This is a genomic window from Aquibium sp. A9E412 (assembly GCF_030398335.1).
Classification (GTDB): domain Bacteria; phylum Pseudomonadota; class Alphaproteobacteria; order Rhizobiales; family Rhizobiaceae; genus A9E412.
The window spans coordinates 175268-199320 of the sequence record NZ_JAOAOP010000001.1 but is presented as its reverse complement, the minus strand read 5'-3'; the positions used below and the strand labels follow the sequence as shown (position 1 = coordinate 199320).

The 24053-nt window shown below is 71.5% G+C and carries 18 protein-coding genes and 1 riboswitch; of the genes, 8 read left to right on the top strand and 10 right to left on the bottom strand.

What is annotated here, in order from left to right; genetic code table 11:
* Nucleotides 1-73 precede the first annotated feature (73 nt).
* The gene (gene thrS / locus N1F89_RS00935; protein ID WP_290080585.1) at nucleotides 74-2044 is read left to right on the top strand and encodes a threonine--tRNA ligase; all 1971 of its coding nucleotides are present in this window, start codon (nucleotides 74-76) and stop codon (nucleotides 2042-2044) included.
* 71 nt (nucleotides 2045-2115) lie between these two features.
* Here thrS and N1F89_RS00930 read toward each other — a convergent pair whose 3' ends face one another.
* On the bottom strand, nucleotides 2116-3096 hold the full coding sequence (locus N1F89_RS00930) for a hypothetical protein (protein WP_290080584.1): 981 nt from the start codon (nucleotides 3094-3096) through the stop codon (nucleotides 2116-2118).
* A gap of 119 nt (nucleotides 3097-3215) precedes the next feature.
* Between N1F89_RS00930 and N1F89_RS00925 the strand changes: the two genes are divergently transcribed.
* Nucleotides 3216-3800 (top strand): nitroreductase, encoded by a 585-nt coding sequence (locus N1F89_RS00925; protein ID WP_290080582.1) that lies wholly within the window; start codon nucleotides 3216-3218, stop codon nucleotides 3798-3800.
* Between the two features lie 4 nt (nucleotides 3801-3804).
* Nucleotides 3805-4419 (top strand): flavin reductase family protein, encoded by a 615-nt coding sequence (locus tag N1F89_RS00920; RefSeq protein WP_290080580.1) that lies wholly within the window; start codon nucleotides 3805-3807, stop codon nucleotides 4417-4419.
* A 10-nt stretch (nucleotides 4420-4429) separates the two neighbouring features.
* Here the strand turns inward: N1F89_RS00920 and N1F89_RS00915 are convergent, their stop codons facing one another.
* Nucleotides 4430-5305 (bottom strand): CoA ester lyase, encoded by an 876-nt coding sequence (locus N1F89_RS00915; protein ID WP_290080579.1) that lies wholly within the window; start codon nucleotides 5303-5305, stop codon nucleotides 4430-4432.
* Between the two features lie 3 nt (nucleotides 5306-5308).
* Complete coding sequence (locus N1F89_RS00910) at nucleotides 5309-5830, bottom strand: MaoC family dehydratase (RefSeq protein WP_354670300.1); 522 nt, start codon at nucleotides 5828-5830, stop codon at nucleotides 5309-5311.
* 126 nt (nucleotides 5831-5956) lie between these two features.
* Between N1F89_RS00910 and N1F89_RS00905 the strand changes: the two genes are divergently transcribed.
* Entirely contained in the window at nucleotides 5957-7099 is a 1143-nt protein-coding gene (locus N1F89_RS00905) for a DUF2336 domain-containing protein (RefSeq protein WP_290080706.1), read from the top strand.
* A gap of 240 nt (nucleotides 7100-7339) precedes the next feature.
* On the opposite strand, the gene parE is transcribed toward N1F89_RS00905, so the two are convergent.
* The 7 genes from parE to N1F89_RS00870 form a co-directional block, all read right to left on the bottom strand.
* Entirely contained in the window at nucleotides 7340-9391 is a 2052-nt protein-coding gene (gene parE, locus N1F89_RS00900; protein ID WP_290080576.1) for a DNA topoisomerase IV subunit B, read from the bottom strand.
* A 127-nt stretch (nucleotides 9392-9518) separates the two neighbouring features.
* Nucleotides 9519-12323, bottom strand: a complete 2805-nt coding sequence (gene gcvP, locus N1F89_RS00895) for an aminomethyl-transferring glycine dehydrogenase (protein ID WP_290080574.1) — start codon at nucleotides 12321-12323, stop codon at nucleotides 9519-9521.
* Nucleotides 12324-12332: 9 nt separating this feature from the next.
* Nucleotides 12333-12701, bottom strand: a complete 369-nt coding sequence (gene gcvH, locus N1F89_RS00890) for a glycine cleavage system protein GcvH (protein WP_290080572.1) — start codon at nucleotides 12699-12701, stop codon at nucleotides 12333-12335.
* Between the two features lie 6 nt (nucleotides 12702-12707).
* Nucleotides 12708-13811 carry a glycine cleavage system aminomethyltransferase GcvT gene (gene gcvT, locus N1F89_RS00885; protein WP_290080570.1) on the bottom strand — a complete coding sequence of 368 codons (1104 nt, stop codon included), beginning with the start codon at nucleotides 13809-13811 and terminating at the stop codon, nucleotides 12708-12710.
* A 150-nt stretch (nucleotides 13812-13961) separates the two neighbouring features.
* Nucleotides 13962-14049, bottom strand: a riboswitch (glycine riboswitch).
* Nucleotides 14050-14136: 87 nt separating this feature from the next.
* On the bottom strand, nucleotides 14137-14481 hold the full coding sequence (locus N1F89_RS00880; RefSeq protein ID WP_290080704.1) for a helix-turn-helix transcriptional regulator: 345 nt from the start codon (nucleotides 14479-14481) through the stop codon (nucleotides 14137-14139).
* A 324-nt stretch (nucleotides 14482-14805) separates the two neighbouring features.
* Entirely contained in the window at nucleotides 14806-15306 is a 501-nt protein-coding gene (locus N1F89_RS00875) for a YaiI/YqxD family protein (protein WP_290080569.1), read from the bottom strand.
* 5 nt (nucleotides 15307-15311) lie between these two features.
* Nucleotides 15312-16439, bottom strand: coding sequence for an S-(hydroxymethyl)glutathione dehydrogenase/class III alcohol dehydrogenase (locus N1F89_RS00870; protein WP_290080567.1), 1128 nt, complete (start codon nucleotides 16437-16439; stop codon nucleotides 15312-15314).
* Nucleotides 16440-16603: 164 nt separating this feature from the next.
* Here N1F89_RS00870 and N1F89_RS00865 point away from each other — a divergent pair, with 164 nt between their 5' ends.
* The 4 genes from N1F89_RS00865 (at nucleotide 16604) to dnaE (ending at nucleotide 23944) form a co-directional block, all read left to right on the top strand.
* The gene (locus tag N1F89_RS00865) at nucleotides 16604-17530 is read left to right on the top strand and encodes a DMT family transporter (protein ID WP_290080566.1); all 927 of its coding nucleotides are present in this window, start codon (nucleotides 16604-16606) and stop codon (nucleotides 17528-17530) included.
* A 106-nt stretch (nucleotides 17531-17636) separates the two neighbouring features.
* Nucleotides 17637-19652, top strand: coding sequence for an acetyl/propionyl/methylcrotonyl-CoA carboxylase subunit alpha (locus N1F89_RS00860; protein WP_290080564.1), 2016 nt, complete (start codon nucleotides 17637-17639; stop codon nucleotides 19650-19652).
* Nucleotides 19649-20320 (top strand): HAD hydrolase-like protein, encoded by a 672-nt coding sequence (locus N1F89_RS00855; protein ID WP_290080562.1) that lies wholly within the window; start codon nucleotides 19649-19651, stop codon nucleotides 20318-20320. The genes N1F89_RS00860 and N1F89_RS00855 overlap by 4 nt, the downstream gene beginning before the upstream one ends.
* Nucleotides 20321-20464: 144 nt before the next feature.
* Nucleotides 20465-23944 (top strand): DNA polymerase III subunit alpha, encoded by a 3480-nt coding sequence (gene dnaE / locus N1F89_RS00850; RefSeq protein WP_290080703.1) that lies wholly within the window; start codon nucleotides 20465-20467, stop codon nucleotides 23942-23944.
* Nucleotides 23945-24053 lie beyond the last annotated feature (109 nt).

Sequence of the window (24053 nt, the reverse complement as noted above, 5' to 3'; positions counted from 1 at the left end):
CCGCCGAGGCGCGCCCGCGCGACACCCGACAATCCCACCCGCGCTCGTTTGCGGGACTGGATAGGAGAACGGCATGACGCAGGTTTCCCTGACATTTCCCGATGGTTCCGTGCGCGAGCACGACGCGGCGACGACGGGCGAGGAGATCGCCCGGTCGATCTCCAAATCGCTCGCCAAGAAGGCCGTCGCCTATGCGCTCGACGGCGAGCTGCGCGACCTGTCGCGGCCGCTCGGCCGCGCCGGCGCCCTCGAGATCGTCACCCGCGACGATCCGCGCGCGCTGGAGCTCATCCGCCACGACACCGCGCACGTGATGGCCGAGGCGGTGCAGGAGCTGTGGCCCGGCACGCAGGTGACCATCGGGCCGGTGATCGAGAACGGCTTCTACTACGACTTCGCGCGCGACGAGCCCTTCACGCCGGACGACCTGCCGGTGATCGAGAAGAAGATGCGCGAGATCATCGCGCGCGACGCGCCGTTCACCTGCGAGGTGTGGCCGCGCGAGGAGGCCCGGCGCGTCTTCGCCGACAAGGGCGAGACCTTCAAGCTCGAGCTGATCGACGCGATCCCCGAGGACCAGGAGATCCGCATCTACCGGCAGGGCGACTGGTTCGACCTGTGCCGCGGGCCGCACATGCGCTCGACGGGCCAGATCGGCGACGCCTTCAAGCTGATGAAGGTGGCCGGCGCCTACTGGCGCGGCGACGCCGACAACCCGATGCTGACGCGCATCTACGGCACGGCCTGGGCCGACCGCAAGCAGCTCGATGCCTATCTGCACATGCTGGAGGAGGCCGAGAAGCGCGACCACCGGCGGCTCGGCCGCGAGATGGACCTGTTCCACTTCCAGGAGGAGGGGCCGGGCGTCGTCTTCTGGCACCGGAAGGGCTGGCGGCTGTTCCAGTCGCTGGTCGGCTACATGCGCCGGCGCATCGAGGCGGACGGCTACGACGAGGTCAACGCGCCGCAGGTGCTCGACAAGGCGCTGTGGGAGACGTCGGGCCACTGGGGCTGGTACAAGGACAACATGTTCAAGGTGCAGGTCGCCGGCGAGGAGGCCGACGACGACCGCGTCTTCGCGCTCAAGCCGATGAACTGCCCCGGCCATGTGCAGATCTTCAAGCACGGGCTGAAGTCCTATCGCGACCTGCCCATCCGGCTCGCCGAGTTCGGCGCCGTGCACCGCTACGAGCCGTCCGGCGCGCTGCACGGGCTGATGCGCGTGCGCGGCTTCACGCAGGACGATGCGCACGTCTTCTGCACCGAGGAGCAGCTCGCCGAGGAGTGCCTCAAGATCAACGCGCTGATCCTGTCGACCTACGCCGATTTCGGCTTCGACGAGATCACGGTCAAGCTCGCGACGCGGCCGGAAAAGCGCGTCGGCAGCGACGCCATGTGGGATCATGCCGAGCGCGTGCTGAGCGAGCTTCTGGAGCGGATCGAGGCGGAATCGGGCGGTCGTGTGAAGACCGGCGTCAATCCGGGCGAGGGGACGTTCTACGGCCCCAAGCTCGAATACGTCCTGCGCGACGCGATCGGCCGCGACTGGCAGTGCGGCACGACGCAGGTCGACTTCAACATGCCGGAGCGCTTCGGCGCCTTCTACATCGACCGCGATTCGGAGAAGAAGCAGCCGGTCATGGTGCACCGGGCGATCTGCGGCTCGATGGAGCGCTTCCTCGGCATCCTGATCGAGAACCACGCCGGCCACTTCCCGCTGTGGCTGGCGCCGCTGCAGGTTGTGGTCGCCACCATCACCTCGGATGCCGACGATTACGCCGTGAGCGTCGTCGAGCGGCTGCGGGCGGCCGGTCTCAAGGTCGAGGCCGATCTGCGCAACGAGAAGATCAACTACAAGGTGCGCGAGCACTCGCTCGCCAAGGTGCCGGTCATTCTCGTGTGCGGCAAGCGCGAGGCGGAGGAGGGCACGGTCAACCTGCGCCGTCTCGGCTCGCGCGACCAGACCGCGATGCCGCTCGACGAGGCGGCGGCCGCGCTCGCCGAGGAGGCGGTGCCGCCCGACGTGATGCGTCGCCGCGGCTGACGCCGCGCGCCGGCCGCAACCGGCGGCCGTTCCGCGATGCAAGACGGTGGTCGCGGCGCCGGCGCGGAGGCTCAGCCGTCGAAGCCGGCGTCGTCCAGGAGGTCGTCCGGCGTCAGCTCGACCGGCTGGTTGCGCCCGGCCACCACGGTGAAGTCGCGCTGGTAGAGCCGCTCGCGGTTCTTCGCCACGATCGTGTAGTCGCCTTCCGCCAGCACCATCGAGGCGTAGGCGCCGACGGTCTCGCGCACGATGTCGCCGGTGTCGGTGAGGATCGACCAGGCGGTGTCGGCGATCGCCTCGCCGCCTTCCTCGCGCACCAGCTTCATGGTCAGGCTGGCGGCGCGGTGCTCGACCGTCGCCTCGGTCAGCTTGCCGGCCTCCACGCGGATGTCGGAGCGGATCACCGCGTTGACCGAGCCGTAGGTCGACACGACGTGGTAGGTGCCGGCGTTGAGCCGCACCACCGTGTCGGGCGCCACGTTGGGCACGATCAGCGGCCGGTTGCCGGTGGCGTCGGGCTTTTCCTCGTAGATCGAGAAGCGCAGCCGGTCGGAGGGGATGCGCAGGCCGCCCGACAGCACGGCGTCGAGCTTCAGCCCGCCGGCCTCGAGCACCAGGCTCTCGCGGCGCGGCTCCGGCCCGACGGTGATCTTCTTGGTGGCGCCGGCGCGGCCGAACGCCGCATGCACCAGATAGGTGCCCGGCGCGAGCTGGAAGACGCTGGTGCCGCCCTGCGCGGTGGCGATCATCGGCAGCTTGCCGTCGTCGCCGGTTTCCGGGCTGAAGACGCGCCACACCAGGCCGCGCGAGATCTCCTCCGCGCCCTCGGTGAGCTGCGCCGAAACGGTGATGGTGCCGAATTCGCCCTGCGACAGCGGGCCCTCGCGGCCGGCCGGAGCGTAGTTCGAGATGCCCGGCAGGCGGAGCTGCTCGAGGTCGCGGTCGACGGCCGCGTCGCCGCCGTCCTGCGCGCCGGCCGCGCCGGCAAAGCCCAGCGTCGCGCCGAGCGCGATCGCAGCGGCAAGCCTCGCGGAAGAGTCGATCCAGCCCATGACTTGCGTTGAAGCGCAGGCCGGTGGCAATTTCAAGGCCTTCCGCCCCGCGTGCCGGGCGTCGCGATCCGGCGGGTCGCGCCGGCACGCCGCCGATCCCGTACAGGAGACAGCCTGCCGTGGCCGCGTCCGTCATCGACTTCATGCTCGCCCGCAAATCCGCGCCGATCCAGGAGCTGCGCCCGCCCGCGCCCAGCGAGGCCGAGCTCGACACCATGCTGCGCGTGGCCAGCCGGGTGCCCGACCACGGCCGGCTGCAGCCCTGGCGCTTCGTGCTTTACCGCGGCGAGGCCTGCGTCCGGCTGGGCGAGGCGCTCGCCGCACTGGCCGAATCGCGCGAGGGACCGTTGCCGGAGGCACGCCTCGAACAGGAGCGCACGCGCTTCATCCGCGCGCCGCTCGTCATCGGCGTCGTCAACGTGCCGCGCGAGAGCCGCAAGATCCCGCAGTGGGAGATGCTGGTGTCCGGCGGCATGGCGGCGTTGAACCTGATGATCGCCGCCAACGCGCTCGGCTACGCGACCAACATGGTCACCAACTGGTATTCCGACGACGCCGAGGGCCGGCGCATCCTCGGCCTGGCGCCGGACGAGCGGGTCGTCGGCTTCGTCCATGTCGGCAGCCACCCCGGCGGCGTGCCCGACCGGCCGCGGCCCGACCCGGCCAGCCTCGTCAGCGACTATGCCGGACCGTGGGAGGGCTGAGACGATGTTCTACGAGCCTGCGAAGGGCCACGGCCTGCCGCACGACCCCTTCAAGGCGATCGTCGCGCCGCGGCCGATCGGCTGGATCTCGACCCGCAACGGCGACGGCGCGGTCAACCTCGCGCCCTACTCCTTCTTCAACGCGCTGTCGGGCAACCCGCCGCTGGTCTGGTTCTCCTCCGAGGGCGAGAAGGACAGCGTCACCTTCGCCCGCGAGAGCGGCGTCTTCGTCGTCAATCTCGCCGGCCGCGCGCTGGCCGAGAAGATGAACGCCACCTCGGTCGACGCCCCGCGCGGGGTGAACGAGTTCGGCTATGCCGGACTGACGGCCGTCCCGGCGCGGCTGGTCGACGCGCCGCGCGTGGCCGAGGCGCATGCCGCGCTCGAATGCCGGGTGACGGAGATCCACCGGCCGAAGGACCTCGACGGGCGGCCGGTCGGTGCCGTGGTCGTCACCGGCCAGGTGGTCGGCGTGCACCTCGACGAGGCGGCGATGACCGACGGGCTGTTCGACGTCGTCAAGGCCGGCAACCTGTCGCGCCTCGGCTACATGGATTTCTCCGCCGTCACCGAGGTGTTCCAGATGCGCCGGCCGCGCTGGCGCGAGGGCGACGTCTGAGCGGACGCCGTCAGCGTGCGGCGGCGCGGGCGCGCGCCAGCAGTCGCCGCGCGCGCTCGAGATGCGGCCGGTCGTACATCGCGCCGTCGATCGCCACCACGCCGGGATCGCCCGCCGCGCGGAACGCCGCGACGACCGCCTCGGCCTCGGCGACGGCCTCGTCCGACGGTGTGAAGGCGGCGTTGATCACCGGCACCTGCGCCGGGTGGATCGCCATCTTGGCGGTGAAGCCGTCGCGCTCGGCCTCCGCGCATTCCGCCCGCAGGCCGGCCTCGTCGCGGAAATTGGCGAAGATGCCGTCGACCGGCGCGACGCCGGCGCCGGTCGCCGCCAGCAGCGTCATGGTGCGCGCCAGGCGGAAGAGGTCGGTGAAACGGCCGTCCGCATCGCGTGCGGCGCGCGCGCCGACCGCCGCCGACAGGTCCTCCGCGCCCCAGGCAAGGCCGGCGAGCCGCGCGCCGCAATGGCTGTAGGTGTCGGCCGCCAGCACCCCCGCCGGCGTCTCGGTGATGATCGGCAGGATGGCCGTCGCGCCGTCCGCGGTGCCGTTCTCCGCCTCGTGCACGCGCAGCATCGCGGCAAGGCGCACCACGTCGTCGCCGCCCTCGGCCTTGGGCAGCATGATGCCGTCGGGCCGGCCGCCCATCACGGCGGCCAGGTCGTCCTCGGCAAGCCCGCTGTCGAGCGCATTGACGCGCACGAACAGCCGCGGCGTGCCGGCCGCCCGCGGCTCGGCCAGGAAGCCGGCCGCCAGCGCGCGCGCGGCGTCCTTGCGCTCCACGCCGACCGAATCCTCCAGGTCGACGATCAGCACGTCGGCGCCGGCCTGCCGCGCCTTGTCGAGCTTGCGCTCCGAATCGCCGGGCACGAACAACAGCGAGCGCACCGCTCAGGCCGCCTTCTTCATCATCATCGCCTGGCGCACGCAGCGCGCCACCAGAACGTCGTCCTGGTTGTAGGCGCGGTGCTCGAACTCGACGACGCCGCGGTCCGGCCTGGAGCGCGATTCGCGCACCGACCGGACCTCGGTCTCCACGCGGATGGTGTCGCCGTGGAAGACGGGGTGCGGAAACACCGTCTCCGTCATGCCGAGATTGCCGATCGTCGTGCCGAGCGTCGTGTCGTGCACGGAGATGCCGATCATCAGGCCGAGCGTGAACAGCGAGTTGACCAGCGGCCGGCCCCACTCGCTGTCGGCGGCGAAGGCGAAGTCGATGTGCAGCGGTTGCGGGTTGAGCGTCATGACCGAGAACAGCATGTTGTCGCTTTCCGTCACGCTCTTGCGCAGCGGATGGCGGATCACCTGGCCCGGTTCGAACTCCTCGAGATAAAGCCCAGCCATCGCGTCCCCCCGCTCGTGCGCCGTCCTTTTCTGATAGGCCGCGGCGGCGGCGGCGGCAAGCGCCGGCAAAACATGGTGAACCGTTCGTAAACGATTTGCCGCTAGCCTCGGATGCGGTTTCGCGAGTGCGATCGCCGCCGCCGGCAGCGCCCGGCGGGCCGTGCTCAGTCAGACATGCCGTCGGGGGTTTGCGTGATCGTCGTCCAGCACTTCCTGAAATGGATCGCAACCGCCAGGGCGTCAGAGCGCGCGGCGGCTGCCGCGGCGCTCGCCCGCGCCTATGTCGAGCATGAGCTCGCCTTCGAGGATCGCTGCGCGGCGGAAGCGGCGCTGACGCTGCTGCTCGACGACGCCTCGCCGAAGGTGCGCGGTGCGCTCGCCGAGGCGCTGTCGATGAGCCGGCGCGCGCCGCTGCAGGTCGTCGTCGCGCTGGCCGCCGACCAGCCGGAGGTCGCCGGTCCGGTGCTCGCGCGCTCGCCGCTTCTCGGCGACGGCGAGCTGATCGACCGCGTGGCGACGGGCGAGGAGGCGGTGCACCGGTTGGTCGCCATGCGGCCGCAGGTCTCGATGGCGCTGTCGGCGGCGATCGCCGAGGTCGCCGGCCCGCGGGCCTGTGCCGCGCTGCTCGCCAATTCGGGCGCCGAGATCGCCTCGCTGAGCTTTCGCCGCATGATCGAGCGGCACGGCGGCGACGCCGGTCTGCGCGAGGCGCTGATCGGCCATCCCGGGCTGCCGTCCGACTGCCGCCACGCGCTGCTCGTGCGCGTCGGCGAGACGCTGTGCGAGACGCCGCTGGTGCGCGCGCTGATGGGCCGCGCGCGGGCCGAGCGGCTGACGCGCGAGGCGTGCGCGCGCGCCTCGCTGACGCTGATCGACAACACCGCGCTCGACGAGCAGGCGGCGCTGGCCGAGCATCTGCGGCTGCGCGGCGACTTGACCGTCGGCTTCGTCGTGCGTGCCGTGGCGCACGGCAAGGTGGATTTCTTCGGCGCCGTTCTGGTGGCGCTGACCGGCCAGGCGCCGGGCCGCGTGCGCGCGCTCCTGTCGGGCGGCCGCGACACGCCGCTCGCCGCGCTGATGCGCGCGGCCGGCCTGCCGGACGGCGCGCACGCGCCGCTGATCCGCGCCCTCAAGATCTGGCGCGAGGTCGCCAATGGCGGCCGTGTCGCCGGCGTGCAGGAGGTCTCCTGGGCGATGCTGCGCACGCTCGAGGCGGCGCCCGACCAGGCCGGCCCGGCGCCCGAATGCGCCGAGATCGCGGCGCTCCTGAAGTCGGTGCATCTCGAGGCGCTGCGCGACAATGCGCGCGGCGCGGCGCTGGCGATCGCCGCCGCGTAGGGGCGAGGCGAGGCGACGGCGCGCCGCCGGGTCCCGCCACCAAGGATTCCGCCCCAAATCTCGCGCGCGGTGCAGCCCGGCAAGACCGTCGCGAGCGAAACGTGCGATGGCCCGCGTCAGCCTTCCGGCCTCTCGCCTGACAGGGTGTCCGGGCGACGCGGAACGCGGTTCGCCGTCCGCGAAACGCGTCAAAACAATAAATTAGAGCCGATCTGCGATTCCGTGAAACGCAGAACGGCGCTAGATGTCGAGCTCGTCGACGAAGGCGGCGTGCTCCTGGATGAAGCGGAAGCGCGCCTCGGGCTTGGTGCCCATCAGCGCGTCGACCGCCGAGCGCGTCGCCGCCTTGTCCTCGCGCACCTCGACGCGCAGCAGCGTGCGGCGGGCCGGGTCCATCGTCGTTTCCTTGAGCTGCTGCGGCATCATCTCGCCGAGCCCCTTGAAGCGGCCGATCTCGACCTTGCCGCGGCCGGTCAGCTCGGTGCGCAGCAGCTCGTCCTTGTGCGCCTCGTCGCGCGCGTAGAGCGTCTTGCCGCCCTGGCTGAGGCGGTAGAGCGGCGGCACCGCCATGTAGAGGTGGCCGCCGGTGATGAGCTCGGGCATCTCCTGGTAGAAGAAGGTGATGAGCAGCGAGGCGATGTGCGCGCCGTCGACGTCGGCGTCCGTCATGATGATGACGCGCTCGTAGCGCAGGTCGTCCTCGCGGTACTTCGCGCGCGTGCCGCAGCCGAGCGCCTGCACCAGGTCGGCGATGAGCTGGTTGGCGGCCAGCTTGCCGTGCCCGGCGCTCGCCACGTTGAGGATCTTGCCGCGCAGCGGCAGCACCGCCTGGGTCGCCCGGTCGCGCGCCTGCTTGGCCGAGCCGCCGGCCGAATCGCCCTCGACGATGAAGATCTCCGCCCCGGCCGCGGCGCCCAGCGTGCAGTCGGCCAGCTTGCCCGGCAGGCGCAGCTTGCGCACCGCCGACTTGCGGCTGACCTCGCGCTCCTGGCGCCGACGCAGCCGCTCGTCGGCCCGCGCGATCACCCAGTCGAGCAGCTTGGAGGCCTCCTGCGGGTTGTCGGCGAGCCAGTGGTCGAAGGGGTCACGCACGGCGCTGTCGACCACCCGGGCGGCCTCGGCGGTGGCCAGCTTGTCCTTGGTCTGGCCGACGAACTCCGGCTCGCGGATGAACACCGACAGCATGCCGGCGGCCGACACCATCACGTCCTCGCTGGTGAGGACGGCGCCACGCTTGTTGCCGGTCAGCTCGGCATAGGACTTCAGCCCGCGCAGCAGGGCGGTGCGCAGGCCGGTCTCGTGCGTGCCGCCTTCCGGCGTGGGGATCGTGTTGCAGTAGGAGTTGAGGAAGCCGTCGCCGCCGTACCAGGTGATCGCCCACTCGACGGTGCCGTGGCCGCCGCGCTTGTCGCTCTTGCCGGCGAACACCTCGCGGGTGACCTGGAACTCGCCCTCCAGCGAGGCGGCGAGATAGTCCTTGAGGCCGCCGGGAAAGTGGAAGGTCGCCTTTTCCGGCGTGTCGTCCTTGGCCGCGATCCGCTCGCCGGCGCAGACCCAGCGGATCTCGACGCCGCCGAACAGATAGGCCTTGGAGCGCGTCATGCGGTAGAGCCGCGCCGGCTCGAACTCGGCCCTGCCGCCGAAGATCTGCGGGTCGGGCCGGAAGCGCACGCGCGTGCCGCGCCGGTTGTGCACCTCGCCGAGGCTTTCCAGCGGCCCGGCCGGCGCGCCGCGCGCGAAGCGCTGGCGGTAGAGCTTGCGGCCGCGCGCCACCTCCACCTCGAGGCTTTCCGACAGCGCGTTGACCACCGACACGCCGACGCCGTGCAGGCCGCCGGAGGTCTCGTAGACCTTGGAATCGAACTTGCCGCCGGCGTGCAGCGTGGTCATGATGACCTCGAGCGCCGACTTGTCCTTGAACTTGGGGTGCGGGTCGACCGGAATGCCGCGGCCGTTGTCGGTCACCGACAGATAGCCCTCGGCGTCGAGCTCGACCTCGATGAAGCTGGCGTGGCCGGCCACCGCCTCGTCCATCGCGTTGTCGATCACCTCGGCGAACAGGTGGTGCAGCGCCTTCTCGTCGGTGCCGCCGATATACATGCCCGGCCGCCGGCGCACCGGCTCCAGCCCCTCCAGCACCTCGATGTCGGCCGCGCTGTAGCCCTCGGCATCGCGCACGGCCGGGCGCGGCGGCTCGCTGCGGCGCGGCGCAGGCGGTGCCGACGAAGGTTCGGCCGGCCGCGCGCGCGGCGCGTCGATCCCGGAGAAGAGGTCGTTGTTGTTGTCGTCCATCGGGCGAAAGGTCCGTTCGTCGCGAATCACCGGCGAGTGTGCCACGCTTTGCGCCCGCGCGGCGACAGGCGCCGCGCGGGTGTCGTCCGCCCGTTGCGTGTCGGCAGGCGCCCGCGCGGCGCGCCGGTCAGCTCGCCAGCGCCTCGAGCGGCGGGCAGGAGCACACCAGATGGCGATCGCCGGCCACGTTGTCCACCCGCGAGACCGGCGGCCAGTACTTCGACGCCGGGTCGAGGCCGCCGGCGGGGAAGGCGGCTTCCGTGCGGCCATAGGGGTGCGTCCAGCGGTCGGCCATCAGCTCCATCGCGGCGTGCGGCGCGTTGACCAGCGGGTTGTCGTCCTTCGGCCAGGCGCCGGAGGCGACCTTGTCGGCCTCCGCCGCGATCGACAGCATCGCCTCGCAGAAGCGGTCGAGCTCGGCCTTGGGCTCCGATTCCGTCGGCTCGACCATCAGCGTCCCGGCCACCGGCCACGACATGGTCGGCGCGTGGAAGCCGTAGTCGATCAGCCGCTTGGCGACGTCCTCGACGGTCACCCCGGCGCGCTCCTTGAGCACGCGGGTGTCGAGGATGAGCTCGTGCGCGACGCGCCCGTTGCGCCCCTTGTAGAGCACCGGATAGGCGTCCTTCAGGCGGGCGGCGAGATAGTTGGCGTTGAGGATCGCCATCTCCGTCGCCCGCTTCAGCCCGTCCGGCCCCATCATGCGGATGTACATCCAGGTGATCGGCAGGATGGCGGCGCTGCCGTAGGGCGCGGCGGCGACGGCGTGGCTGCCGCCCTCCGCCACGTGGCCCGGCAGGTGCGGCGCCAGATGCGCCTTGACGCCGATCGGCCCGACGCCCGGCCCGCCGCCGCCATGCGGGATGCAGAAGGTCTTGTGCAGGTTCATGTGGCACACGTCGGCGCCGAAGTCGCCCGGCCGCGCAAGGCCGACCAGCGCGTTGAGGTTGGCGCCGTCGAGATAGACCTGGCCGCCGTGCTCATGCACGATGGCGCACATGTCGCGCACGCCCTCCTCGAAGACGCCGTGCGTCGAGGGATAGGTGATCATCAGCGCGGCCAGCCGCCCGGCGTGCTCGGCCGCCTTGGCCCTGAGGTCCTCGACGTCGATGTCGCCGTCCTCGGTGCAGCGCACGACGACGACCCGCAGCCCCGCCATCGAGGCGCTGGCCGGGTTGGTGCCGTGCGCGGAGGAGGGGATCAGGCAGACGTCGCGCTCGCCCTCGCCGCGCGCCCGGTGGTAGCGGGTGATCGCCAGCAGCCCGGCATACTCGCCCTGGCTTCCGGCGTTGGGCTGCAGCGACACGGCGTCGAAGCCGGTGATCTCGCCGAGCCAGGCCTCCAGCTCGCCGATCATGGCACGGAAGCCGCGCGTGTGGCGGGCCGGCGCGAAGGGGTGCAGCTCGGCGACGCTCGGCCAGCTCACCGGCATCATCTCGGCCGCCGCGTTGAGCTTCATGGTGCACGAGCCGAGCGGGATCATCGCCCGGTCGAGCGCCAGGTCCTTGTCGGCGAGCCGGCGAAGGAAGCGCATCATCTCGGTTTCCGACCGGTTCTCGTGGAACACCGGCTGGGTCATGAAGCGCGCGCCGCGCGGCCCGCCCGGCATGGCCCGGTCGGCGGTCGGCGGCGCCTCGGCGCCGAACAGCGCCGCGAGCGCGGCGAGATCGGTCTCGTCCGACGTCTCGTCGAAGCTGATGCCGAGCGTGTCGCCGTCGACGACGCGCAGCATGCGGCCGCCCTCTTCGGCGGCCGCGGCGATCGCCTCGGCCTTGCCCGGCACCCGCACCGTCACGGTGTCGAAGAAGCGCGCGCCGGCGGTCTTCAGCCCAGCCGCGGCGAGCCCGGCATCGAGGCGCGCGGCGAGCCCGTGCACCCGCTCGGCGATGGCCGTCAGCCCGTCCGGCCCGTGCCAGACGGCGTAGGCCGCCGCCATGTTGGCGAGCAGCGCCTGCGCGGTGCAGATGTTCGACGTCGCCTTGTCGCGGCGGATGTGCTGCTCGCGCGTCTGCAGCGCCAGCCGGTAGCCGGGCCGGCCGTGCCGGTCGACCGACTGGCCGACGAGGCGGCCGGGCATCAGCCGGGTGAGCGGCTCGGCGACGGCGCAGTAGGCGGCGTGCGGCCCGCCGAAGCCCATCGGCACGCCGAAGCGCTGCATCGAGCCGACCGCGATGTCGGCGCCGAGCGCGGCCGGCGGCTCGCCGAGCGCCAGCGCCAGCGGATCGGCGACGAAGACGACCAGCGCGCCGGTCTCGCGCGCCGCCGCGATCGCGTCCGCATGGTCGCCGAAGACGCCGTCGGTGTCGGGCCACGGCACGACCAGCGCGGCCGTCTCGCCGTCGGCCGTCGCCTCGTCGGCGAGCGTCAGCCCGATGGTGCCGGCGCGCGTGTCGACCACGTCGCGCGTCTGCGGATGCAGCCGGCCGGCGAAGGCGACGCGGTGGCGCTTGCCGCGGTGGTGGCGCCAGGCGATGCCGATCGCCTCGGCCACCGCGGTCGCCTCGTCGAGCAGCGAGGCCGAGGCGACCGGCAGCCCGGTCAGCTCGGCGACCAGCGTCTGGAAGTGGAACAGCATCTCCAGCCGGCCCTGGCTGATCTCCGACTGGTAGGGCGTGTAGGCGGTGTACCAGGCCGGGTTCTCGAACAGGTTGCGCTGGATGACCGGCGGCACGTGGCAGCCGTGATAGCCCTGGCCGATGAAGCTCTTGAGCACGCGGTTTTGGCGCATGTGCGCGGTCAGGGCATCGAGCGCCTCGGCCTCGCCGGCGGCCGCCGGCAGGTCGAGCGGCCGGTCGAGGCGGATCGATTTCGGCACCGCCTGCGAGACCAGCGTCTCGAGCGAGGGCACGCCGAGGGCGGCGAGCATGGCGCGGCTGTCGCCGTTGCGCGGCCCGACATGGCGGGCGGCGAAGGGAAGGGCGGGGGTGCTCATGGCAGGCTCCTAGCTGACGTGCGCCTTGTAGGCGGCCTCGTCCATCAGGCCGTCGAGCTGGCTGGCGTCGGCGAGCGACATCTTCCACAGCCAGCCGTCGCCGGCCGGCGACGAGTTGACCAGCGACGGGTCGCCGGCAAGCGCCTCGTTGACGACGGTGACCTCGCCGTCGGCCGGCGCGTAGACGTCGGAAGCGGCCTTGACCGATTCGACGACGACCGCCGTGTCGCCCTTGGCGAGCGTCTTGCCGGCCTCCGGCAGCTCGACGAAGACCAGGTCGCCGAGCTGCTCCTGGGCGTAGTCGGTGATGCCGACCGTCGCCACGCCGTCCTCGACGCGGATCCATTCGTGATCTTCGGTGAAGTAGGTGGTCGCCATGGAGGACTATCCTTTGTGGTAGCGATGCGGCGTGAAGGGAAGCGGGTGGACGGCGACGGGCACGCGGTTGCCGCGCACCTCGGCCGAAAGTGCCGTGCCCGGCTCGGCGAGCGCGGCCGACACGTAGCCCATGGCCACCGGGTGGCCGACGGTCGGGCCGAAGCCGCCGGAGGTGACGCGGCCGGCCGGCCGGCCCTCGGCGTCGAACAGGGCAGCCCCGGCGCGCACCGGCTGGCGGCCCTCGGGTTTCAGCCCGACGCGGCGCTCGGCCGGTCCGGCGGCGCGGATGCGCGCCAGCGCGGCCGCCCCGGTGTAGGCGCCGCCCTCGCGCAGCGGCTTGGGAATCGCCCACATCAGCCGCGCGGCCACCGGATCGGTCGTCTCGTCGATGTCCTGGCCGTGCAGGCACAGCCCGGCCTCCAGCCGCAGGCTGTCGCGCGCCGCCAGCCCGACCCACATGGTGCGCGCGTCGGCGAGCAGCGCGGCCGCCACCTCGCGCGCGGCCGCAGCCGGCAGCGCCAGCTCGAAGCCGTCCTCGCCGGTGTAGCCGGAGCGGCTGACGAACCAGTCGGCCTTCGGCTCGACCGCGGTCATGAAGGTGAGGGCGGACAGGTCGTGCCCCGCCGCGGTCAGCACCGCCTCGGCGGCCGGCCCCTGCAGCGCCAGGAAGACGCGCTCGAGCGGCGCGACCGAAACGTCGCGGCCGGCCGCCAGCGCCGTCAGGTGGGCGACGTCGCCGTCCGCGTTGCCGGCGTTGGCCACCACCATGAAGCGCTCGGGCGACAGCCGCGTGACGATCAGGTCGTCGATGATGCCGGCGTCCTCGTTGAGCAGCAGCGTGTACTTGCTGCGGCCCTGGCCGAGTGCTGCCGGATCGAGCGGGCAGGCGGCCGACAGCAGCGCGGCGGCGTCCGGCCCGGCGATCTCGACGAGCTGCATGTGGCTGATGTCGAACAGCCCGGCCTCGGCGCGGGTGTGCTGGTGCTCGCGCATGACGCCCGGCGGATAGCTGATCGGCATGCGCCAGCCGGCGAACGGGCCGAAGCGGGCGCCGGCGGCCTCGTGCAAGTCTTCGAGCGGCAAGTGTCGTGTCGGTTCCGTCTCCGGCATCGGTCCTCCAAAGGCACACGCGAGCCGCCGTTGCGGCAGCCCGTCGATGCCCCTCTGTCGGAAGCCTGAGAGACTCGCGCCACCGGAACCCTGTCGGCGACGCTTACACCTTCGGCGCGGGGCCAAAGCCCCGACTTTCCAGAGTGTCTTGACCCGTCTGCGGTTCTTTTGCCTGAGAGATTTCGGGCGATTTCCCCTTCGGCGGTCGCACGTGGCGACTCTCTCCCGCAGACCGGCAGGGCCTCGCGGCCCTCGACGAATCCAACGCTATCGGATCGCGGCGGCGATGTCACGCGCCGCGCGCAGTCGCCGCGTCGGGCGGCGCTCAGCCGTTGGCGGCGAAGCGGTTGAGGTCGTTCTCGATCTGCCCGATCACCTGGTCGGTCTCCTGCTGCAGCCGGCGCAGCCGGTCGAGCTGGGTCGACAGCGAGCGCACCAGGTCGGAGCGGTTGTCCTCAACCGGGGCCGTGCCGACGCCGTAGAGGATCCACGACAGGCTGACGTTGAGCACGCCGGCCAGCATCGCCAGCCGGTTGGCGCGCGGCTGCGAGCGGTCGCTCTCCCATGCCTGGATGGTGGCGCTCTTGACGCCGAGCCGGCGGGCGAGCTGCGCGACGCTGAGGCCGGCCGCATCGCGCGCCCGTGAAAGACGGCCGCCGATCGTGTCCATGTCCTGTGCTTCCGAATAGATGTTGCTGGTGTCCGACGCCACTGGCATCTCCCGAATTGGTTCAGAGCGGCATGCGCCGATGACCGTTCACCTGCCCACTCTATCTGATCGTCTTTCGCATCGGCGCGACGCCAAGCGACGTCGCCTGGCTGGAAAACGCATCCGGTTCCGATCGCGTCCACGCGGTGTGTGGTTGCCGGAAGCATGCAGGAAGCGGCCTGCGAGCGCAAGTTTGGCCGCCTGCGGACGCCCGGCATGGTCCGGCCAAATCTTGAGAAAGTTCTTCAATTGCAGAAGGTTGAAGGCGATTCTTAGCCTACTGCATCAGGCGCTGTGTCGGGCCGGGCCGTCGCGCGGTCCGGCCTCCGCGGCCTGCCGCGCCGCCCGCCGCAGCGCCTGGTCGAGCGCGCCGAGAAAGGCCGAGCGGTCGCGCGTCGTGAAGGCCGGATTGTGACCGGCGATGGCGCCGGTCTCGCGCAGATGCTGCTTGAGGTCGCGCATCGCCAGCGCGCCGCCGATCGAGCTTTCGGTGAACGGCTTGCCGGTCGGGCCGAGCGCCTGGGCGCCGCGTTCCAGCGCCCGCGACGCCAGCGGGATGTCGGCCGTCACCACCACGTCGCCGGCCGCCGCGTGCTCGGCGATCCAGTCGTCGGCCGCGTCGGCGCCCTTGCTCACCACCACGTGGCGCACCATCGGATCGCGCGACGGGCGCAGGCCGCCATTGGAGACGAAGACGACCGGCACGCCGTGCCGCTCGGCCACGCGCAGCACCTCCGCCTTCACCGGGCAGGCGTCGGCGTCGACATAGACGGTGGGGCCGGCCACGCCGGTCAGTAGACGACGACGCTGCGGATCGATTCGCCCGCATGCATGAGGTCGAAGCCCTTGTTGATCTCGTCGAGCGTCAGCGTGTGGGTGATCATCGGGTCGATGGCGATCTTGCCGTCCATGTACCAGTCGACGATCTTCGGCACGTCGGTGCGGCCGCGCGCGCCGCCGAAGGCGGTGCCCTTCCACACCCGGCCGGTGACGAGCTGGAAGGGCCGCGTCGCGATCTCCTGGCCGGCGCCGGCCACGCCGATGATGATCGATTCGCCCCAGCCACGATGGGCACACTCCAGCGCCTGGCGCATGACCTGGACGTTGCCGGTGCAGTCGAAGGTGTAGTCGGCGCCGCCGATCGTGTCGGCGCCGCGCTTGGTCATGTCGACGAGGTGCGGCACCAGGTCGGAGCCGAGCTCCTTCGGATTGACGAAATGGGTCATGCCGAAGCGCTCGCCCCATTCCTTCTTGGCGTTGTTGAGGTCGACGCCGATGATCATGTCGGCGCCCACCAGCCGCAGCCCCTGGATGACGTTGAGGCCGATGCCGCCGAGGCCGAACACCACCGCCGTCGCGCCGGGCTCCACCTTGGCGGTGTTGATGACGGCGCCGATGCCGGTCGTCACGCCGCAGCCGATGTAGCAGATCTTGTCGAAGGGCGCCTCCGGATGGACCTTGGCGAGCGCGATCTCCGGCAGCACCGTGTGGTTGGCGAAGGTCGAGCAGCCCATGTAGTGGAACAGCCGCTCGCCGCCGACCGAGAAGCGGCTGGTGCCGTCGGGCATCACGCCCTGGCCCTGGGTGGCGCGGATCGCGGTGCACAGATTGGTCTTGCGCGACAGGCACGACGGGCACTGCCGGCATTCGGGCGTGTAGAGCGGGATGACGTGGTCGCCCTTCTTCAGGCTTTCCACGCCGGGCCCGACGTCGACCACCACGCCGGCGCCCTCGTGCCCGAGGATGGCGGGAAACAGGCCCTCCGGGTCGGCCCCCGACAGCGTGAACTCGTCGGTGTGGCAGATGCCGGTCGCCTTGACCTCGACCAGCACCTCGCCGGCGCGCGGGCCCTCCAGGTCGACCTCCATGATCTCGAGCGGCTTGCCCGCCGCCGTCGCCACCGCAGCCCGTGTCTTCATCCCGCCGATCCTTTCCCGCCAGACGCAAAGGCGCGATCTGACCAGACGGCCGGCCGCGCCGTCAACCGGGATGCGCGGCCGCGGACGATCGGTCGCGCTGGCCCAGCGCTTGGCGCGGGCAGGGTGCTTGCAGCCTGCCGGCCGGCGGCCCAGTGTCGCCGCCCATGACGCACCAGGCCAACCACGCCCGCGGCATGGCCATCATGGCCTTCGCCATGATGCTGCTGCCGCTCATGGACGCCATCGCCAAGTGGCTCGCCACCGCCTCGAGCATGGCGCCGGGCCAGGTGACGTTCCTGCGCTTCGCGCTGCAGATGCTGTTTTCCGCGCTTCTGGTCGCCGGCACCGGCGGTTTTGCGCGGCTGCGCCCGGCGCGGCTGTGGCCCAACCTGATCCGCGGCGTGCTGCTCGGCGGCGCCAGCCTGTGCTTCTTCACCGCGGTCAAGTACATGCCGCTCGCCGATGCGATGGCGATCTTCTTCGTCGAGCCGATGATTCTCACCGTGCTGTCGGCCGTCTTCCTGCGCGAGCCGGTCGGCTGGCGCCGCTGGAGCGCGGTGGGCGTCGGCTTCGTCGGCGCGCTGATCGTCATCCAGCCGAGCTTCGCGCTGTTCGGCCTGGCCGCGCTGCTGCCGCTCGGCACGGCGACGTTCTTCGCCACCTACATGCTGTTGAACCGGCGCCTGACGCTGCACGATTCGCCGCTCGTCATGCAGTATGCCGCCGGCATCGGCGGCACGGCGCTGACCGGCGCCGCGCTCGGCGTCGGGCTCGTCTTCGGCATCGACGACCTGATGCCGGGCCTGCCGCCGGACGCCGCCGCCTGGAGCCTGCTGCTGCTGCTCGGCGTGCTCGCCACCTTCGGTCACCTGTTCGTGGTGCAGGCCTTCCGCCATGCCGAGGCCTCGCTGCTGGCGCCTTTCCAGTACATCGAGATCATCTCCGCCACGCTCGTCGGGCTCCTCGTGTTCGGCGATTTCCCGAGCGCGTCCAAATGGCTGGGCATCGCCATCATCGTCGGCTCGGGCCTCTACACCTTCTGGCGCGAGAGCCGGCGGCGCGAGCGGCCGCGGCCCGTGCCCAAGGTGTGAGCGGCCCGTTCCGCGCCGGTGCGGGCGGCCGCGACCACCGTGCCGCTTGGGAAACGCGCGCGATGCCTATAAAAGGGCCGCATATTCCGGGGGAGCAGGGCCGAGCATGTTCAAGAAGATCCTGATTGCCAACCGCGGCGAGATCGCCTGCCGTATCATCAAGACGGCGCGCCGCATGGGCATCGCCACCGTCGCCGTCTATTCCGACGCCGACCGCGATGCCGTGCATGTCGACATGGCCGACGAGTCGGTCCATATCGGCCCCGCACCGGCTGCCGAGAGCTATCTGGTCGCCGACAGGATCATCGCCGCCTGCCAGCAGACCGGCGCCGAGGCGGTGCATCCCGGCTACGGCTTCCTGTCCGAGCGCGCCGCCTTCTGCGAGGCGCTCGAGGCCGAGGGCATCGTCTTCATCGGCCCCAAGCCCAAGGCGATCCGCGCCATGGGCGACAAGATCGAATCGAAGAAGTTCGCCAGCGATGCGAAGGTCAGCACGGTGCCGGGCTTCCTCGGCGTCATCGAGGACACCGGCCACGCCGAGACGATCGCCGCGGAGATCGGCTATCCGGTGATGATCAAGGCCTCGGCCGGCGGCGGCGGCAAGGGCATGCGCATCGCCTGGTCCGACGGCGAGCTGCGCGACGGCTTCGAGCGCGCCCGCTCCGAGGCGCGCAGCTCGTTCGGCGACGACCGCGTGTTCATCGAGAAGTTCGTCGTCGAGCCGCGCCACATCGAGATCCAGGTGCTGGCCGACGCGCACGGCCACTGCATCCATCTCGGCGAGCGCGAGTGCTCGATCCAGCGCCGCAACCAGAAGGTGGTGGAGGAGGCGCCGTCGCCTTTCCTCGACGCCGAGACGCGGGCGGCGATGGGCGCGCAGGCGGTCGCGCTCGCCAAAGCCGTCGACTACCAGAGCGCCGGCACCGTCGAGTTCATCGTCGACAAGGACCGCAACTTCTACTTCCTGGAGATGAACACCCGCCTGCAGGTCGAGCACCCGGTGACCGAGCTCGTCACCGGCATCGACCTCGTCGAGCAGATGATCCGCATTGCCGCCGGCGAGCGGCTGGCGATCGCGCAGGACGCGGTGCGGCTCGACGGCTGGGCGATCGAGAGCCGGCTCTACGCCGAGGACCCGACGCGCAACTTCCTGCCCTCGATCGGCCGCCTGGCGCGCTACCGGCCGCCGCAGGAGGGCCGCTTCGGCGACGTCGTGGTGCGCAACGACACCGGCGTGGCCGAGGGCCTCGAGATCTCGATGTTCTACGACCCGATGCTCGCCAAGCTGTGCACCTGGGCGCCCGACCGGCTGGCCGCCATCGACGCGATGTCCGACGCGCTCGACCGCTTCGTGGTCGACGGCATCGAGCACAACATTCCCTTCCTCGCCGCGCTGATGCGCCATCCGCGCTGGCGCGAGGGCCGGCTGTCGACCGGCTTCATCGCCGAGGAGTATCCCGACGGCTTCGCGCCGCCGGCGCCCGATGCCGACGAGCGCGCGGTGTTCTGCGCGGTGGCGCTGGTCACCGAGCTGCTGCGGCGCGACCGGCTTGACCGGCTGCCCGGCCGGCTGGCGCCGCATCCCGGCCGGCTGCAGCGCGACTGGGTGGTGCGCATCGGCGACGCCTTCGTGCCGGTGACCATCGAGAGCGGCGGCATCGGCCTGCCGATGGACCTCGTCGTGCGCGTCGACGGCGGTCCGGCGCTCGCCGTCGCCTCGTCGTGGCGGCCGGGCGAGCCGGTGTGGGAGGGCGTCGTCGGCACGCACGCCGTCGCCGCGCAGATCCGCCCGGTGCTCAACGGCGTCAGGATCGCCTGGAAGGGCATGGCCGAGACGCTGCGCGTGATGCTGCCGCGCATCGCCGAGCTCGACCGGCTGATGCCGATCCGCACGCCGCCCGACACCTCGCGCATGCTCTTGTGCCCGATGCCCGGCCTCGTCGTCACCATTCCCGTCGCCGAGGGCCAGGAGGTCAAGAGCGGCGAGATCCTGGCGATCGTCGAGGCGATGAAGATGGAGAACGTGCTGCGCGCCGAGCGCGATCTCACCGTCGCCAAGATCAACGCCAAGCCGGGCGACAGCCTGGCCGTCGACGCCGTCATCATGGAGTTCGACGGGTGAGCGGCCGGCCGGCGCTGCTCGTCGACCTCGACGGCACGCTGACCGATCCCTTCGTCGGCATCACGCGCTCGATCGGCCATGCGCTGCAGGGCCTCGGCCGGCCGGTGCCGCCGGCCGAAAGCCTGCGCTGGTGCATCGGCCCGCCGCTGCAGGCCGTCTTCGCCGCGCTGCTCGACGACGATGCGGCCGCCGTGGCGCGCGCCGTCGCGCTCTACCGCGAGCGCTACGCCGCCGTCGGCAAGTTCGAGAACCGGCTGATCGACGGCATTCCCGAAGCGCTCGACACGCTGCGGACGTCCGGCTTCAGGCTGTTCGTGTGTACGTCGAAGCTCGAGAGCTATGCGGCGGACATCGTTGAGCATTTCGATCTTGCGCAATATTTTGAGGGGGTCTGCGGTTCGCGCCCCGACGGCGCGCTGGCCGACAAGGCGGCGTTGATCGCCGACGTCGTCGCGCGCCACGCGCTGGCGCCGTCTGAGGCGCTGATGATCGGCGACCGGCGGCATGACGTCGCCGGCGCGCGGGCGAACGGGCTGGCCGCGCTCGGCGTGCTGTGGGGCTTCGGCGACCGCGCCGAGCTCGAGACGGCCGGCGCCGCGGCGATCGCCGAGCGGCCGCCGGCGCTGCCCGGCGCCGTCGCCGGGCTGCTCGCCGGTGCCGCCGCCTGATCCGCGGCCGGCCTGCGCCGCGCGCCTGTTGACGGCCCGCCGGCGCTGTGGACAGGCGGCCGGCGGCGGCCGACAATGGCTGCGACCCATTCCCGATTCCGGCAGCGAGCGACAGCGGTGGCAGGCGGCAGAAAGACCGATCCGATCAAGGCCGAGGCGGCCCGGCCGCGCGCCGATGGGCCGCCGCGCTTCATCCATCTCAGGGTTCATTCGGCCTATTCGCTGCTCGAGGGCGCGCTGCCGCTCGACAAGGTGATCGGCCATGCCGTGTCCGACGTCGCCCCGGCGATCGCCGTCACCGACACCAACAACCTGTTCGGCGCGCTGGAGTTCGCCCAGAAGGCGGCCAAGGACGGCGTGCAGCCGATCGTCGGCTGCCAGCTCGACGTCGCGTTCGGCGACGAGGAGGCGAACGGGCGCCATGCGCGCCGCGCCGGACCGGCGCTCCACCCGCTGGTTCTCATCGCCGCCACCGAGGAGGGCTACGCCAATCTGGTGCGGCTGGTCAGCCGCGCCTATCTCGACAATCCGCCCGGCACCCCGCCGCAGGTGACGCCCGAATGGATGGCGGAGACCGGTGCCGGCATCATCTGCCTGACCGGCGGTCCGCGCGGCCCGCTCGGCGCCGCGCTCAAGGCCGACCATCCCGAGCTGGCCGAGCGCCGCCTGCTGACGCTGCGGGCGATCTACGGCGACCGGCTCTATGTCGAGATCGAGCGGCTGGCCGGCTACGACCGCCGCGTCGAGGCGGCCACGGTCGAGCTCGCCTACCGCCACGACCTGCCGCTGGTCGCCACCAACGAGGCCTTCTTCCTCAAGCGCGCCGACCACGAGGCGCACGATGCGCTGATCGCCATCGCCGAGGGCGCGGTGATCGCCTCCGACGACCGCCGCCGGCTGACGCCCGACAACCACCTGAAGAGCCAGGCGGAGATGGCGGCGCTGTTCGCCGACCTGCCGGAGGCGCTTGAGAACACCGTCGAGATCGCCCGGCGCTGCTCCTACTATCCGCAGAACCGCGCGCCGATCCTGCCGCGCTTCGCCGCCGGCGAGACCGACGACGCGGAGGCCGCCGTCGCCGAGGAGGCGGCCGAGCTGTGCCGCCAGGCGCGCGACGGGCTGGCCAGCCGGCTCGCGCGGCACGGGCCGGCCGAGGGCTTCACCGCCGAGGACTACCGCGCCCGGCTCGACCACGAGCTGTCGATCATCGAGCGGATGAAGTATCCCGGCTACTTCCTCATCGTGTCGGACTTCATCAAGTGGGCCAAGGCGCGCGACATCCCCGTCGGGCCGGGCCGCGGCTCGGGCGCCGGCTCGCTGGTCGCCTATGCGCTGACCATCACCGACGTCGACCCGCTGCGCTTCTCGCTGCTGTTCGAGCGCTTCCTCAATCCCGACCGCGTGTCGATGCCCGACTTCGACATCGACTTCTGCCAGGACCGCCGCGACGAGGTGATCCGCTACGTGCAGGAGAAGTACGGCCGCGACCAGGTGGCGCAGATCATCACCTTCGGCACGCTGCAGGCGCGCGCCGTGCTGCGCGACGTCGGCCGCGTGCTGCAGATGCCCTACGGCCAGGTCGACCGGCTGTGCAAGATGGTGCCGCAGAACCCGGCCAACCCGGTGTCGCTGTCCAAGGCGATCGAGGACGAGCCGCGTTTCGCCGAGGCCGTCGAGGCCGAGCCGATCGTCGGCACGCTGCTCGACATCGCGCAGAAGCTGGAGGGCCTCTACCGGCACGCCTCGACGCACGCCGCCGGCATCGTCATCGGCGACCGGCCGCTGTCGGAGCTGGTGCCGATGTACCGCGACCCGCGCTCCGACATGCCGGTCACCCAGTTCAACATGAAGAAGGTGGAGGACGCCGGCCTCGTCAAGTTCGACTTCCTCGGCCTGAAGACGCTGACCGTCCTGGAGACGGCGGTGCGGCTGATCCGCCGCAAGGGCATCGACATCGACCTGTCGCAGATCCCGCTCGACGATCCCGACACCTACGCCATGCTGGCGCGCGGCGAGACGGTCGGCATCTTCCAGGTGGAATCGGCCGGCATGCGCAAGGCGCTGATCGGCATGCGGCCCGACCGCATCGAGGACATCATCGCGCTGGTGGCGCTCTACCGCCCCGGCCCGATGGAGAACATCCCGACCTACAACGCGCGCAAGCACCGCGAGGAAGAGGTCGCCTCCATCCATCCCAAGATCGACCACCTGGTGGCCGAGACGCAGGGCGTCATCGTCTACCAGGAGCAGGTCATGCAGATCGCCCAGGAGCTGGCCGGCTACTCGCTCGGCGAAGCCGACCTGCTGCGCCGCGCCATGGGCAAGAAGATCCGCGCCGAGATGGACAAGCAGCGCGTGCGCTTCGTCGACGGCGCGGTCGAGCGCGGGCTGAAGAAGCAGCAGGCCGACTTCATCTTCGACCTGCTGGCCAAGTTCGCCGACTACGGCTTCAACAAGTCGCACGCCGCCGCCTACGCGCTGGTCTCCTACCAGACGGCCTATCTCAAGGCGCATCATCCGGTCGAGTTCCTCGCCGCCTCGATGACGCTCGACATGGCCAACACCGACAAGCTGAACGACTTCCGCCGCGACGCCATGCGCCTTGGCATCGAGGTCGTGCTGCCCTCGGTGATGAGCTCGCACCGCGACTTCGAGGTCGGCGAGGGGCGCATCTACTATTCGCTCGCCGCCATCAAGGGCGTCGGCGAGGCGGCCGTGGCGCACATTGTCGACAAGCGCCGCGAGAAGCCGTTCGCGAGCCTGGAGGACTTCTGCGCCCGCATCGATCCCAAGATCGTCGGCAAGCGGGTGCTGGAAAGCCTGGTCGCCGCCGGCGCGCTCGACTGCTTCGGCCACGAGCGCGCGGCGCTGTTCGCCGGCGTCGAGCGGCTGATGGGGCTCGCCGCGCGCAGCCACGAGGACGCCGCGATCGGCCAGGGCGACATGTTCGGCGCCGCCGCCAGCCAGCCGGCGCTGCGCCTGCCCGACGTCGAGCCGTGGCTGCCGGCCGAGAAGCTGCACCGCGAGTTCCAGGCCGTCGGCTGCTACCTGTCGGCCCATCCGCTCGACGAGTACGCCGCCACGCTCGACAAGATGCGCGTGCAGAGCTGGGCCGCCTTCCAGGCCGCCGTAAAGCAGGGAGCCACGGCCGGCCGGCTCGCCGGCACCGTGACCCAGCGCCAGGAGCGCAAGACGCGCACCGGCAACAAGATGGGCGTGGTGCAGTTCTCCGACACCAGCGGCCAGTACGAGGCGGTGCTGTTCTCCGAGGCGCTGGCGCACTACCGCGAGCTGCTCGAGCCCGGCCGCTCGCTGGTCGTCACCGTCTCGGCGGAGGACCGGCCGGAGGGCGTCAACCTGCGCATCCAGACCGTGCAGTCGCTCGAGGAGGAGGCGAGCCGGCTGCAGCGCGCGCTGCGCGTCTATCTGCGCGACGCCGCCCCGGTGGCGGCGCTGAGCAACCACCTGACGACGCGCGGCGAGGGCCAGGTGAGCCTCGTCGTCATCAAGCAGGGCGGCGCCGGCGAGGTCGAGATCGAGCTGCCCGAGCGCTACCGCATCTCGCCGCAGATCGCCTCGGCCATGCGCGCCGTGCCCGGCGTGGTCGACGTCGAGCTGGTGTGAGCCGGGCCGGCTCCGGGCCCGCTTGCAGGCCAAGCGGCAACCGGTGCGCCGTCCGCGAACCGCATCGAGGCCGCGAATGCGCGCGGCCGCGCGGTTTCGTGAAAGGCGG